Origin of the sequence: Aeromicrobium duanguangcaii, assembly GCF_024508295.1 — a bacterium.
Taxonomy (GTDB): domain Bacteria; phylum Actinomycetota; class Actinomycetes; order Propionibacteriales; family Nocardioidaceae; genus Aeromicrobium; species Aeromicrobium duanguangcaii.
The window spans coordinates 1,828,815-1,842,816 of the sequence record NZ_CP101990.1 but is presented as its reverse complement, the minus strand read 5'-3'; the positions used below and the strand labels follow the sequence as shown (position 1 = coordinate 1,842,816).

Below are 14,002 nucleotides of genomic sequence, written 5' to 3'. Positions count from 1 at the left end.
GCGACCGTCTCGTTGTCTTCTCGGGGGAGTTCCTCAGTGTCCGTCAGTCACCGGCTTCGACTCGCGGGTGTCGCCGCTGTCGGCGCACTCGTCCTGCCGCTCGTGGCCGCCAGCTCGACCTTCGGCGTCGACGAGCCCGCGGCCGCGGGCCAGGCCAGCTCCACCGAGCCCCAGGCCGAGGCCGTCCAGCCGCAGGCCGCCGCGCCCGCAGCCGTGGCCGCTGCCGCCACCCCCGACAAGCGCCCCTACGGCGCCGGCTACCCGGTCGAGGTCGAGGCGAACTTCTCGCGTCCCTACTTCGACAAGGGCGGCTCGAACCGCGACTACTCGCTGCTGAACGACCTCGAGCGACTCATTCGCGGGTCCTACCAGACGCCCGCCGGCAAGATGAAGTCCAAGAGCCAGCGGCGGGCCACCTCGGTCTTCGCCGCGAACTCGCGCATGGAGGACTCGGTCCGGGTCGGTCGCGAGCTGGTCAAGGCCGCCAAGGCCGGCGTGAACGTGCGCTTCATCCATCCGAACGCGCACCAGTCGCCGGCGTCGAACAAGCTGAAGAAGCAGCTCAACAAGACGAAGTACGGCAAGTTCAAGACCTGCTCCAACGGCAAGTCCATGGCCTGCCTCTCGCGCGTCAACGGCGCGCTCATGCACTCCAAGATCGTCATGGTCAGCGACACCTACACGCGCAGCGGCAAGCGCGCGCGGGGCGTCGTGTGGACCGGCTCGACCAACTTCGGCGGCCGCAGCGCCGAGCGCACGTACAACAACGGCACGACCGTCTACAACGACAAGAAGCTCTGGTACCAGATGCGTGCGGTCTGGAACGACATGTGGGCCAAGCGCCGCATCGGCAAGGACTACGGGCGCTACATCGCCAAGCGCAACAGCCGCTACGGCTACAGCACCGCGACGCGTGACGGCTACACGAGCGCCTTCGCGCGCCGTGGCGTCCTGTACTCGAACCTGTCCAACTACGCGATCCACGTGTCCCCGCTGCGCGCTACGCCGACGAACGGTCGCGACCCGATCCTGAACGTGCTGAACCGGATCGTCCCGGACGAGCAGTGCCGCATCCGGGTGATGGAGAACCGCTTCAAGTACCGCCGCATCGCGCTGGCGTACAAGCTCGCCGCCCTGAACAACGGTGGCTGCCGCGTCTCGGTCGTCGGGTTCAAGGACGACAACAAGAAGAACTACCTCGAGCACTGCCGTCAGCTGCTGCGCGTGTGCAAGCCGATCCTGGACGTGCTCAAGACGTCGCGCACCGAGGTCGACGCCGCGTACGCCCAGATCCACGACAAGACGATCCTCATCGACGCGAAGCTGAAGCCGAACAAGCTGAACCCCGAGGAGCGCCTGCCCAACGGCCGCAGCTGGCCCAAGTCCGGCTCGCGGGTCAAGGTGACGGTCGCGGGATCGGCCAACCTGACCGGCTCGAACCTGGTCGCCAGCGACGAGATCACGACGATCACGTCCGACCCGGACGTCTACGACGCCTACGTCGAGCACTGGCGCTCGGTCACGCAGACGAAGGCCTACGGCTCCTTCAAGTACTGAGCCAACGAGAACGGCTCGCGGTACGCGCCCCGAGAGGGGATGCGCGCCGCGAGCCTTTCTCGTTGCTCGGGTCTTCGGGCCGGGCCCGACGGGACTCAGACCGACAGGCGGTCGCTCTCGTCCCGGTAGGTCACGGCGATCTCACGCAGCCGCTCCTCGTGCTGGCGGGCGTGGTGGGCGCAGAACATCAGGTCGGTGCCGGCGGAGAGCTCGACGCGGACAAAGGCCTGCGCACCGCAACGGTCGCAGCGATCGGCGGAGGTGAGGGCGGGGAACTCGGCTGTGGCGTTCACGGTGTCCTCGTTTCGTCGGGGGGGAAGGTAGGTCGAACTACACCATGAATACTCTCTCATCGAGCCAAATCCGCGCGGCCACGCGGTCGCCGCGTGTCACGTCCGATCCGATGGGTCCGGGTCGATACGGTGGCAGGTGGGGAACCTGATCAGGAGGAACAGGACATTTCGACTTACGACGCACGCAATCTGCTCGTCCTCGAGGGACTCGAAGCGGTGCGCAAGCGGCCCGGCATGTACATCGGCTCGACCGACACGCGTGGGCTCATGCACTGCCTGTGGGAGATCATCGACAACTCCGTCGACGAGGCGCTCGGCGGCCACGGCTCGCACATCGGCGTCATCCTGTACGCCGACGGATCCGTCGAGGTCCGTGACGACGGCCGTGGCGTCCCGGTCGACATCGAGCCCAAGACCGGCCTGACCGGCGTCGAGGTCGTCTACACCAAGCTGCACGCCGGCGGAAAGTTCGGCGGCGGGTCCTACAACGCCACCGGCGGCCTGCACGGCGTCGGCGCCTCGGTCGTCAACGCGCTGTCCGAGCGACTCGACGTCGAGGTCGACAAGGGCGGCGCCACATGGGCCATGTCGTTCCGACGCGGCACGCCCGGCGTCTTCGCCGGTGACGGCGCCGACGCGGACTTCACCCCCGACAACACGTTGCGCAAGATCGGCAAGGTCGCCAAGTCGCGCACCGGTACCCGCGTGCGCTACTGGGCCGACCCCCAGATCTTCATCAAGGGCGCGAAGTTCTCCTATGAGGATCTCGTGGGCCGCGCCCGCCAGACCTCCTTCCTCGTTCCGGGGCTGCGCATCGTCATCCGCGACGAGCGGGGCGAGGAGCCGCGCGAGGAAGAGTTCTTCCACGAGGGCGGCATCTCGGAGTTCTGCGACTTCCTGGCACCCGACGCGCCGGTGTGCGACGTCCTGCGCATCCAGGGCGAGGACACCTTCGTCGAGACCGTCCCGGTGCTCGACACCAAGGGTCACATGACCCCGCAGGACGTCGAGCGGACCCTGGGCGTCGACATCGCCCTGCGGTGGGGCACGGACTACGACACGGTGATGAAGTCGTTCGTCAACATCATCGCCACGCCCAAGGGCGGCACGCACGTCTCCGGGTTCGAGCGCGGCATCACCAAGACCTTCAACGAGGTGCTCCGCAACACCCGGCTGCTCAAGAACGGCGATCCGGACGTCTCGAAGGAGGACGTGCTCGAGGGCATCACCGCCGTCGTCACCGTCAACCTCGCCGAGCCGCAGTTCGAGGGGCAGACGAAGGAGGTGCTGGGCACCCCGGCGGTCACCCGCATTGTCAACAAGATCGTCACGCGCGAGCTCAGCGCCTTCCTCACGACCACCAAGACGGCCCAGAAGGCCAAGGCCCGCCAGGTCATGGAGAAGGTCGTCGGCGCGTCTCGCACGCGGCTGGCGGCTCGTCAGCAGCGCGACGCCCAGCGCCGCAAGAACGCGCTCGAGTCCAGCGCGCTGCCGGCGAAGCTCGCCGACTGCCGCAGCACGGACATCGAGCGCTCCGAGCTGTTCATCGTGGAGGGCGACTCGGCCCTCGGTACCGCGAAGTCGGCGCGCGACGCCGAGTTCCAGGCGCTGCTGCCGATCCGGGGCAAGATCCTCAACGTCCAGAAGGCCAGCATCGGCGACATGCTCAAGAACGCCGAGTGCTCGTCGATCATCCAGGTCGTCGGCGCGGGCTCGGGACGGACATTCGACCTCGACGCCGCCCGCTACGGACGCATCATCTTCATGGCCGACGCCGACTCCGACGGCGCCCACATCCGCTGCCTGCTGGCGACGCTGTTCTTCCGGTACATGCGCCCCATGGTCGAGGCCGGTCGCGTCTACACCGCCGTGCCGCCGCTGCACCGCATCGAGCTCGTCTCGCCCAAGAAGGGGCAGGACAAGTACATCTACACGTACTCCGACGCCGAGCTGCAGCGCACGCTGGCCCAGCTGAAGAAGCGCAACGTCCGTTGGAAGGACGCGCCGCAGCGCTACAAGGGCCTGGGCGAGATGGATGCCGACCAGCTGGCCGAGACCACGATGGACCCGCGCCACCGCACGCTGCGACGCCTCACCGTCGACGACGCCGAGGCATCGGCCGAGGTCTTCGAGCTGCTCATGGGCAACGAGGTGCCGCCGCGCAAGGAGTTCATCATCCAGGGCGCCTACGAGATCGACAGCGAGCTGATCGACGCCTGACCGGCTAGGTCCGCCGCGACACGACAGAGCCCCCGTACGTCGGACGTACGGGGGCTCTGTCGTGCGGTCAGGGTCGAACGTCCACGACGCGTCGCGGACGGCCCGATCAGTCGACGGGCGTCATCAGGCCCGTGTCGACGTCGTAGATGAAGCCGCCGACCTCGACCGAGTCGGGCACGAGCGGGTGGCTGCGCACCCGGTTGACGTCGGCGCGGACCGTGGACTCCTGGTCCTCGATGACGCCGATCGTCATCCAGGAGGCGTCGGTGCCGCTCTTCTCGCCGATCTTGGCCTTGACGTCGGCCTCCGTGGAGGAGGCCATCGCGCAGCGGGTGTGCTCCATGACGACCACGCGCTCGACCTTGAGCAACGAGACGCCCAGGACGATCGCCACGAGGACCTGGTCGGTGACGCGGCCGCCGGGGTTGCGCAGGATCTTGGCGTCGCCGGGCTTGAGCCCGATCACCGCCAGGGGATCGATGCGCGAGTCCATGCAGGTCACCATGAGGACGCCGGCCTGGGCGATGCCGTCGAAGCCTCCCTCATGGGTCTGGGCGTAGCGCCGGTTTGCCTCGAGAAGATCGTCGAAAGTGCTGGTCATGAGGAAAAAATATCGCGACGACGCAGCAACAGCAGGGCGAGGGCCGCGGCGATGAAGGCGGCGACGGCCGCGCCGGTGAAGACCGCCTGCAATTGCGCGATCCCGGCGTCGCGCATCGCGCTGGTGTAGGCCCCGCACGCGGTCGACTCACCGTCGCACAGGCTCTCGACCGAGGGGATCTTCGCGACCGCGCCGCGGAAGGCGCGCAGCCCGATGGTGGTCAGTGCCGAGATGCCGATCAGCATCCCGACCATGCGAGCGACGACGAGCAGAGCGCTGGCCAGTCCGTGCACCTCGGCAGCCGTGTGCTCGAGCAGTGCGGCGTTCACCGGCGCGAGCGCCAGGCCGAAGCCGAAGCCACACGCGGCCAGCACGACGGTGGACGAGAAGGACTCCAGCGACTGCGCGTCCCACGAGCCCATCACCAGGAAGCAGGCGCCCGACAGGGTGAGGGCGGCGGCGGTCAGGGGACCGGCGGGCACGTGGCGCAACAGCCACCCGCCCAGCACGGCGCCGACGGGCAGGGCGACCAGGAACCGCACGAGCACCAATGCGGCTTCGAGCTGATCGTCCGGGGCGATCGTGAGGCGGGCGAAGAACGGGATGTCGACCAGGGCGGCGATCAGGGCGGCGCCGACGAAGAACGAGACGGCGATCGACCCCCACGCGGGCGTCGCCGTGAGGGAGCCGCGCGGGATCAGCGGGTTCGCGGCGCGCCGGCCGCGCCACACGAACGCGGCCAGGGCGAGTGCGGCGATCGGCAGCAGCACGACGGCGTCGTCGGCCAGCACGGCCTGCTCGGGCTCGGCACTCGCGAAGGTCACGATGACGGCGCCGAGCGCCACCGTCAGTGCCGCGGCGCCCCACAGGTCGGTCTCGCGCGCGATCTCGCCCCAGCCACGCCAGGCGAGCAGCGGGCGGGCCGCGGTGGCCTGACGCACGACGAAGGCGACCAGGAACGCGTAGCCGGCGAGCGCCAGGGGAGTGAGCCAGCGCGAGTCGCCGGTGACCGGCAGGAACGCCAGGCCGCTGGTCACGCCGGTGGTGAGCGACTCCGGTTCCATCATCACCAGCAGCAGACAGGCCGACGCGATCCCGACCAGGATCAGCCCCCAGAGGTCGAACCCCCGGCGCGTGCGCTCCGCCGGCCGGTGACGCAGCATCGCCGCGGCGATGGCCAGCCCGACGGCGGCGTTGAGCCAGAAGATGTCGTGCCACGTGCCGAAGGCGAGGATCGCGGCGCCCCAGAGCGGGCCGACGACGCTGCCCAGCTCCTGGACGGCGCCGATGATGCCCAGCGGCATCCCGCGGCGCTCGGCCGGCCAGGTGTCGGCGATCAGGGCCAGCGTGGGCGGGATCAGCCCGCCACCGCCGATGCCCTGGATCAATCGGCCCAGCACGATGGTGGGAAGGTCGTACCCGGCGGCCGTGATGACCGATCCGATGGCGAAGACCACGAGGCAGCCGGTCAGCACCGGGACGCGTCCGCGCAGGTCCGAGACCCGTCCGATCAGCGGGAGCACGGCGACGTACCCCAGCAGGAAGCCCGAGATGATGGGCGCGGCGCGCTGCAGCTCGGCGACCGTGAGGCCGGCGGCCGTCATCATGTCCGGCAGGGCCAGCACGACGACGTACGTGTCGGCGGCGGCGAAGCCGATCGCCACCGCCGCGAGCGCCAGCAACCCGCGCGACGCGAGCTCCTTCATCGGCACGGGATCAGGGGGCGGTGATGTCGGCGGGCTCGTCGCGCGGCTGCAGCTCCACGGTGTAGGTGACGTCCTCGTCCCCGTAGAACGGGCCGGTGATCTTGGCGTCGTGCAGCTCGTCGTCGTCGGTGAGTCGGTAGACGACGTCGAAGCTCTCGTTCTGGTCGGCCGTCGGGATCAGGGCGGCGATCCGGTCGCCGGGGATGTCGCCCTCGATCTCGGTCAGCACGGTGTCGCCGTCGCGGGACTTGTCGCCGGTCTCGACGTCGGTGGTGACCTTCAGCAGGCCCGCCAGGCCGGAATCGGCGTCGGAGCCGAGCAGGTCGGCGGGGTCGGGCGCGCCCAGGCTCTTCGGATCGAGCGGCGCCCACACCGGCGAGAAGCCGGTCTTGGCGTAGACCTTGTCGTCGACCGCGATGACCTCGGCGGCGATCGTGGCGCCGCCGGCCACGATCTTGACGTTGCCGCTGAAGGCGGGGGAGTGGTCGCCCACGCCCTTCGCGGACAGCAGTCCGCGCACGCCGTCGGGCAGCGACGACGTGGCCAGCGAGATGTCCAGGGACTCCGCTTCGGTGAGGGCCTGCGCGGCCGTGTCGAGGCGCTCGGCGGCGTCGCCGGAGTCGGCGTCGTCACCGGTGCAAGCGGTCAGCAGCAGGGTGCTGCTCAGCAGCGTGGCGGTCAGCAGTCGAGAGAACACGCTGGTCAGTCTGACACGTTTCTGGCACCCGGCAGGTCCGACGCGGATGCCGAGACACCGGCGATCGGCTGGCCCACCGGAGTGCCGGAGGCGTCGCGCTTCTCGACCACCTCGGGCAGGTCGACGGGGGAGCCGCTCGCGGCCGCCGCGACCGGCATTCCGTCGCCGACCCACGCGAAGACCAGCGCGTCCTCACCGCGGACCAGGCGCTGGCAGCGGACACCGCCGGTGCCTCGTCCCTTGCCCGGGTAGACCGACAGGGGAGTCACCTTGACCGAGCCGGCCTGGGTGCCCGGCAGGGCCGATGAGCTGCCCGCGACGGTGACCACGTGGGCGGTCTCGATGTCCGAGACGGCGCCGAAGGCCACGACGTGGGCGCCCGTGCCGAGCTTGATGCCCGCGACGCCACCGCCACTGCGACCCTGCGGTCGCACGACGGAGGCCGGGAAGTGCAGCAGCTGTGCCTCGGACGTGACGAACGCGAGCTCCTCGTCGCCCGTGGCCAGCGGAACGGCGCCGACGACGCGGTCGCCGTCCTCGAGGCGGATGAGCTCCCAGGAGTCCCGGTTCGTCAGGTGGTCGGGCTTGACCCGCTTGACGACTCCGTCACGGGTGCCCATGGCCAGGCCCGGGACGTCCTCGTCGAAGTTCATCAGCGTGAGCGGGTCGCCGTCGAGGTTCAGCAGCTCGCCCAGCGGGACCCCACCCTGCAGCCGCGGCGAGTCCGCGGTCGGGGGCAGGTTCGGCAGGTCGATGACGTCGAGGCGGTGAACGGTGCCGGCCGAGGTGACGACGCCGACCTGGCCGCGCGCGGTGGCGCGGACGGCGGCCACGACGGTGTCGTGCTTGGCGCGCCGGCCGTGGGTGCCGAGCGGCTCGGCGTCGGACGTGCGGGCCACCAGGCCGGTCGAGGAGAGCAGGACCCAGCACGGGTCGTCGGGCACCTCGAGCGAGCCGCCGGCGGCCGCGAGCGCGGGGACACCGGCCGACTCCAGCAGGACGGTGCGTCGCGGCGTGCCGAACTGCTGGGCCATCTGGGACAGCTCGTCGCCGACGTGACCCCGCAGCACCTGCTCGTCGGCCAGGATCGCGTCCAGCTCCTCGATGGTGCGGCGCAGCTCGTCGGCCTCCTTCTCCAGTTCGAGGCGCGAGAAGCGGGTCAGGCGGCCCAGCTGGAGGTCGAGGATGTAGTCGGCCTGCAGCTCGGACAGGTCGAACACGGACATGAGCCGCCCGCGCGCCTCGCCGCGGTTGTCGGACCCGCGGATCAGCTGGATGACCTCGTCGATGTCGAGGATGGCGATCATCAGTCCGTCGACCAGGTGCAGGCGGTCGGCCGCCCTGCCGCGACGGTAGGTGGTGCGGCGCCGGACGACGTCGATGCGGTGCTCGAGGTAGACCGTCAGCATCTCGCGCAGGCCGAGGGTCCGCGGCTGGCCGTCGACGAGCGCGACGTTGTTGATGCCGAACGAGGACTCCAGTGGCGTCTGGCGGTAGAGCTGGGCCAGGAGCGCCTCGGGGACGATGCCGTTCTTGATCTCGATGACCAGGCGCAGGCCGTGCTTGCGGTCGGTGAGGTTCTTCAGGTCCGAGATGCCCTGGATCTTCTTGGCCTGGACCAGCTTCTTGATCGACTCGATGATCTTCTCGGGGCCGACGTTGTAGGGCAGCTCGGTGACGATGATGCCCTTCTTGCGCGGCGTCACGTTCTCGACCCGCGTGGTGGCCCGCATCTTGAAGGAGCCGTTGCCCGTCGCGTAGGCGTCGCGGATGCCGTCGAGGCCGACGATCTTGCCGCCCGTGGGCAGGTCGGGCCCAGGCACGAACCGCATGAGGGCGTCGAGATCGGCGTCCGGGTGGTCGATCAGGTGGCGCAGCGCCTGGACGACCTCGATGAGGTTGTGCGGGGCGATGTTGGTGGCCATGCCGACCGCGATGCCCGAGGCGCCGTTGACCAGGAGGTGGGGGATCGCCGCCGGGAGCACCGTGGGCTCCTGCAGCCGGCCGTCGTAGTTGGGCTTGAAATCGACGGTGTCCTCGTCGAGCGAGGCCGTCATCGCCTCGGCGGAGCGGTCCATGCGGATCTCGGTGTAACGCATGGCGGCCGGCGGATCGTCGGGCGAGCCGAAGTTGCCGTGCCCGTCCAGCAGCGGCAGGCGCAGCGCCCACGGCTGGACGAGGCGGACCAGCGCGTCGTAGATCGCGCTGTCGCCGTGCGGGTGCAGCTTGCCCATGACCTCGCCGACGGGGCGGGCGCTCTTGACGTGGGGACGGTCGTGGCGCAGGCCCATCTCGTCCATCGTGTAGAGGATGCGCCGCTGCACGGGCTTGAGTCCGTCACGCGCGTCGGGCAGGGCTCGGGCGTAGATCACCGAGTAGGCGTACTCGAGGAAGCTGGAGCGCATCTCGTCGCCGACGTCGGTGTCGAGGATGTGCTCCTCGAAGTCCGCGGTCTCGGTAGTGGATCCAGTCACGGGGGCCATTCTCCCGCGCCGCGTCGCAGGGTCGCCACCGACCCGCCGCCTGCGCGGTAGGTTTGTGCTCGTGAGTGGCACCGAACCAGTGGAGACGGCCGTCGTGCCCCATCCCGTCCCCGCGTGGGAGGCCGATGTCCTGCTCAAGGACGGCCGCGTCGCGCAGATCCGCCCGATCGTGCCGGAGGATGCTCCCCGGTTCGTGGCCTTCTACGACCGGGTCTCGGCCGAGTCGAAGTACTTCCGGTTCTTCGCGCCGTATCCGCGTCTCTCGGATCGCGACATCGCGCGTTTCACCACCGTCGACCACCACCAGCGGGTCGCCTTCGTGGTGACCCAGCACGACGACATCATCGCCGTCGGCCGGTACGACGCGGTCTCTGAGGACGAGGCCGAGGTCGCCTTCCTCGTCGAGGACGCCCACCAGGGCCGCGGCATCGGTCAGCTGCTGCTCGAGCACCTGGCGCAGGCCGGTCGCGAGCGCGGCTTCACCGAGTTCACCGCCGAGGTGCTGCCCGAGAACGTCCGGATGCTCCAGGTCTTCCGCGAGATGGGCTACACGATCAGCGGCACCCTCGAGGACGGCGTCCAGCGCCTCACCTTCGAGATCAACCCGACCGACTCGGCGCTGGGCGTCATGCGCTCGCGCGAGCAGCGCGCCGAGGCGGCGTCCATCGCCCGCATCTTCGGAGCGCGCAGCGTCGCGGTCGTCGGCGCCAGCCGCCGCCAGGGATCGATCGGCCAGGCGATGGTGCGCAACCTCGTGCTGGGCGACTACGGCGGCACGGTCTACGCCGTCAACTCCCAGGCCGAGGCCGTCTCGGGCCTGACCGCCTACCCGACCGTCCGGGACATCCCCGGCGAGGTCGAGATCGCGATCGTCGCGGTGCCGGCCGAGCACGTCAACGACGTCGTCCTGGACTGCGCCGCCAAGGGCGTGCACGGACTCGTCGTGATCTCGGCGGGCTTCGCCGAGGAGGGCCCCGAGGGCCGCGCGCGCCAGCAGGAGCTGCTGCACCTGTGCCGCACCCACGGCCTGCGCCTGATCGGGCCGAACTGCCTCGGCATCATCAACACCGCCGCCGACGTGCAGCTCAACGCCTCGCTGTCGGCCACCATGCCGCCGCCCGGACGCGCGGGGTTCTTCTGCCAGTCCGGCGCCCTCGGCTCGGCGATCCTCGAGACCGTCGCCGCCCGCGGCCTGGGCCTGTCGACGTTCGTCTCCGCGGGCAACCGTGCCGACGTGTCCGGCAACGACCTGCTGCAGTACTGGCACCAGGACGACAGCACCGACGTGGTGCTGCTGTACCTGGAGTCCATCGGCAACCCGCGCAAGTTCTCGCGGCTCGCGCGGCGGGTCTCGGAGGTCAAGCCGGTCGTGGCCGTGAAGTCGGGCCGCTCCACCCAGGGTGTTCCCGTCGGACACGCCGTGCGCCGCAGCTCGGCGCCGCAGCAGGCCGTCGACGCGATGTTCCGCCAGGCCGGCGTGATCCAGGTCGACAACCTCGACGAGATGTTCGACGTCGCCCAGCTGCTGGCCCACCAGCCGCTGCCGCGCGGCAACCGCATCGCCGTCGTCGGCAACTCCGACGCCGTGGCGCTGATCGTCACCGATGCCGCGAAGTCCCAGGGCCTGCAGGTCGCGCCCCCGATCCCGCTGGGCGCCAACGCCGGTGCCGAGGAGTTCGAGGTCGCGATCGAGGCGGCCCTGGCCCGACCGGACGTCGACGCCCTGGTCGCGGTCTACACGCCGCCGATCACCACCGACAGCGACGCGGTCGCCAACGTCCTGGCCGCGATCGGCGAGCAGTCCGACAAGCCGATCGTCTCGACCTTCCTGGCCAGCAAGGGCATCCCGGTGCTGCTGCGCGTCCCCGACCTCGAGGGCGGCTCCGCCGGACGCGGCTCCGTGCCCTCCTACGCGGCCCCCGAGGCGGCCGTCAAGGCGCTCGCCCGCGCGGTCAACTACGCCGAGTGGGCGGCTCGCGACCACGGCGAGTACCACGTCGCCGCCGAGCACCGCTCCGGCGATGCGAAGGCGCTCATCCGCGACGTGCTCACGATCGCCCCGCGCGGCGCCGTGCTCTCGACGGAGCAGGTGCACTACCTGCTGTCCTGCTACGGGATCGACCTGTGGACCTGGACCAACGTCCACAGCAAGGAGGAGGCGATCGCGGCCGGCGAGCAGCTGGGCTGGGACGTCGTCCTGAAGGCCGGCAGCGAGCACCTGCGCGCCCGGCCCGACCTCGCGCACGTCTGGCGGGGGATCCACGACGCCGACGACATGGCGATCGCGTGGGACGAGATGACCACGTGGAGCGGCATGCGTGCCGACACGACCTTCTTCGTCCAGCGCTCGGCGCCCGACGGCGTGCAGGTGGCCTTCCGGGCCACCGAGGACCGTCTCTTCGGCCCGCTCGTCTCGTTCGGCATCGCCGGCGCCCCCAGCGAGCTGCTGGAGGACCGCAGCTACGGCATCCCGCCGCTGACCGATGTCGACGCGCGCTCGATGATCAGCGGGATCCGGGCCGCGCCGCTGCTGTTCGGCTACCAGGGCAGCGAGCAGGTCGACGTGGGTGCGCTCGAGGACATCGTCCTGCGCCTGGCGGCACTCAAGGACGACCTGCCCGAGGTCGTCTCCCTCGATCTGGAGCCGGTGCTGGTCAACCCCGACGGCTACACCGCCCTGAGCGCTCGCGCGAAGGTCATCCCGTCGTCCGACAGCCGCGGCGACTGGTTCGTCCGGCGGCTGAGCCAGCCCGATGCCGCGGCGGATACGCTGGGTCGGTGACCCAGACCAAGGACCGGACGAAGGACCTGTACGAGTCCATCTCGCGCAGCGGTTACTACCCCGAGATCATCTCCGGCGCCCTCGAGGACGCCCTGGCCGGTGAGCCGGTGGAGTCCTTCGTCGTGCACCACGAGCCCACCTTCGACCGCGAGGAGATCCGCCGGCACATGTCGGTGCTGGTCCTCACGCCGTCCCGTCTGCTGCTCACCCACACCGACGAGCACCCCGGCGACACCCTGCTGCCCAAGCCGTACACCTCGACCTCGGTCGAGGCCGTCCCGCTGTCGCGCGTGGCCGGTGTCGTCGTCACCCGGATGGTCTCGACGCAGACCCAGCAGCTCGAGGAGGCCCTGCTGACGGTCTCGTGGGGCGCGGTCTCGCGCGTCGAGCTCGAGCCGGCACGCTGTGACGACCCCGAGTGCGACGCCGACCACGGGTACGCCGGAACGCTGACCGGCGACGACTTCTCGTTGCGGCTCAGCGCCGCGGCCGAGGGTGGCGCCGCCGTCGTGGGCCTGCTCGAGTTCGCCCGGACCCTGACGGCCGCGACGACCGTCACCGCCGCCCGATGACCGCTGCCCGCGCCGGGATCCACGAGATCATGACGTCGGTCGGCGCTGCCCTGGGCGTCGCCGGCTTCACCGACGTCCTGGGCCTGCCGAAGGCCGACCGCTACGTGGTCATGGTCGTCGACGGACTGGGCCTGGACCTGCTGCGTGAGCACGCCGAGCTCGCTCCGTTCCTGTCCTCGCTGACGAACGTCGAGGGCGTGCTGGCGGGGATCCCGTCCACCACGTCGGTCAGCCTGACGTCCCTCGGCACGGGCCTGCTGCCCGGCCGGCACGGGATGGCCGGCTACACGTGCCGCATCCCCGGCACGCAGCGATTCCTCAACACCCTGAAGTGGGACGACCGCGTCGACCCCGAGCAGTGGCAGCCCCACCCCACGGTCCTGCAGCGGCTGGCCGACGCGGGCGTCGCGGCCACCGTCGTCAACGACTCCAGGTTCGAGCGCAGCGGCCTGACCCTGGTCAGCCAGCGCGGGGTGCCGTTCGTCGGCGTCGACCGCTCCTGGGACCGCCTGACGGCGATCGCCGAGGCGGTCGAGCAGGGTGACCGCTCGGTCGTCTACGCGTACGAGTCGGCGGTCGACCACACCGGGCACGGGCACGGCGTCGACTCACCCGAGTGGCGCAAGGCGCTCGCCGAGGTGGACCGCGACATCGCCGACCTGCGGGCGGCCCTGCCCGCCGACACCGTCCTGATCGTGACCGCCGACCACGGCATGGTCGACGTCCCGATGGACGGGCGGTTCGACCTGGTCGACCATCCCGAGCTGCGCGACGACGTCGTGCTGGTGGCCGGCGAGGCGCGCTTCCGCCACGTGCACACCCGCTCGGGCGCCGAGGAGACCGTCGCGGCGCGCTGGCGCGAGGCGCTCGGCGACCGCGTCGAGGTCCGCCTGCGCGACGAAGCGCAGGAGTGGTTCGGTCCGCTCGACCCCGCGGTGCGCGGGCGATTCGGCGACGTCGTCGTCGCGGCCCTCGACGACTTCGCCGTGTTCGCGTCGGACGCCTTCGCCGTGGAGCTGCTGCTGCGCGGATTCCATGGCTCGATCACCGGCCGTGAACGTCGTATCCCCGTCCTCGTGGCGAGCTGAGGA

At 70.5% G+C, this 14,002-nt stretch carries 10 protein-coding genes; 5 read left to right on the top strand and 5 right to left on the bottom strand.

What is annotated here, in order from left to right; translation table 11 throughout:
- Positions 1–36: 36 nt before the first annotated feature.
- Positions 37–1,557: a phospholipase D-like domain-containing protein gene (locus tag NP095_RS09105; protein ID WP_256765972.1), complete on the top strand. Its 1,521-nt coding sequence runs from the start codon at positions 37–39 to the stop codon at positions 1,555–1,557.
- A 95-nt stretch (positions 1,558–1,652) separates the two neighbouring features.
- On the opposite strand, the gene NP095_RS09100 is transcribed toward NP095_RS09105, so the two are convergent.
- Entirely contained in the window at positions 1,653–1,910 is a 258-nt protein-coding gene (locus tag NP095_RS09100; RefSeq protein ID WP_404801092.1) for a DUF7455 domain-containing protein, read from the bottom strand.
- Positions 1,911–1,979: 69 nt separating this feature from the next.
- Between NP095_RS09100 and NP095_RS09095 the strand changes: the two genes are divergently transcribed.
- Positions 1,980–4,070, top strand: coding sequence for a DNA gyrase/topoisomerase IV subunit B (locus tag NP095_RS09095; RefSeq protein WP_249378313.1), 2,091 nt, complete (start codon positions 1,980–1,982; stop codon positions 4,068–4,070).
- A gap of 106 nt (positions 4,071–4,176) precedes the next feature.
- Here NP095_RS09095 and NP095_RS09090 read toward each other — a convergent pair whose 3' ends face one another.
- Genes NP095_RS09090 through NP095_RS09075 form a run of 4 tightly spaced genes read right to left on the bottom strand, consistent with a single transcriptional unit; the run spans position 4,177 to position 9,548 of the window.
- On the bottom strand, positions 4,177–4,671 hold the full coding sequence (locus NP095_RS09090) for a beta-class carbonic anhydrase (RefSeq protein WP_249378312.1): 495 nt from the start codon (positions 4,669–4,671) through the stop codon (positions 4,177–4,179).
- Positions 4,668–6,377 (bottom strand): MFS transporter, encoded by a 1,710-nt coding sequence (locus NP095_RS09085; RefSeq protein WP_256765971.1) that lies wholly within the window; start codon positions 6,375–6,377, stop codon positions 4,668–4,670. Before NP095_RS09085 ends, NP095_RS09090 begins: the two co-directional genes overlap by 4 nt.
- A 10-nt stretch (positions 6,378–6,387) precedes the next feature.
- Positions 6,388–7,074, bottom strand: coding sequence for an LppX_LprAFG lipoprotein (locus NP095_RS09080; protein ID WP_256765970.1), 687 nt, complete (start codon positions 7,072–7,074; stop codon positions 6,388–6,390).
- Between the two features lie 5 nt (positions 7,075–7,079).
- Positions 7,080–9,548, bottom strand: coding sequence for a DNA gyrase/topoisomerase IV subunit A (locus tag NP095_RS09075; protein ID WP_404801091.1), 2,469 nt, complete (start codon positions 9,546–9,548; stop codon positions 7,080–7,082).
- 103 nt (positions 9,549–9,651) lie between these two features.
- Here NP095_RS09075 and NP095_RS09070 point away from each other — a divergent pair, with 103 nt between their 5' ends.
- Genes NP095_RS09070 through NP095_RS09060 form a run of 3 tightly spaced genes read left to right on the top strand, consistent with a single transcriptional unit; the run spans position 9,652 to position 13,999 of the window.
- The gene (locus tag NP095_RS09070; RefSeq protein ID WP_256765968.1) at positions 9,652–12,339 is read left to right on the top strand and encodes a bifunctional acetate--CoA ligase family protein/GNAT family N-acetyltransferase; all 2,688 of its coding nucleotides are present in this window, start codon (positions 9,652–9,654) and stop codon (positions 12,337–12,339) included.
- Positions 12,336–12,911 (top strand): DUF5998 family protein, encoded by a 576-nt coding sequence (locus NP095_RS09065; RefSeq protein ID WP_249378307.1) that lies wholly within the window; start codon positions 12,336–12,338, stop codon positions 12,909–12,911. Before NP095_RS09070 ends, NP095_RS09065 begins: the two co-directional genes overlap by 4 nt.
- On the top strand, positions 12,908–13,999 hold the full coding sequence (locus tag NP095_RS09060) for an alkaline phosphatase family protein (RefSeq protein ID WP_249378306.1): 1,092 nt from the start codon (positions 12,908–12,910) through the stop codon (positions 13,997–13,999). Before NP095_RS09065 ends, NP095_RS09060 begins: the two co-directional genes overlap by 4 nt.
- Positions 14,000–14,002: the final 3 nt, after the last annotated feature.

Coding starts and splice junctions, on each gene's coding strand:
- NP095_RS09100 (WP_404801092.1), bottom strand. CDS start 1,910: ATGAGAGAGTATTCATGGTGTAGTTCGACCTACCTTCCCCCCCGACGA.
- NP095_RS09085 (WP_256765971.1), bottom strand. CDS start 6,377: ATGAAGGAGCTCGCGTCGCGCGGGTTGCTGGCGCTCGCGGCGGTGGCG.
- NP095_RS09090 (WP_249378312.1), bottom strand. CDS start 4,671: ATGACCAGCACTTTCGACGATCTTCTCGAGGCAAACCGGCGCTACGCC.
- NP095_RS09060 (WP_249378306.1), top strand. CDS start 12,908: ATGACCGCTGCCCGCGCCGGGATCCACGAGATCATGACGTCGGTCGGC.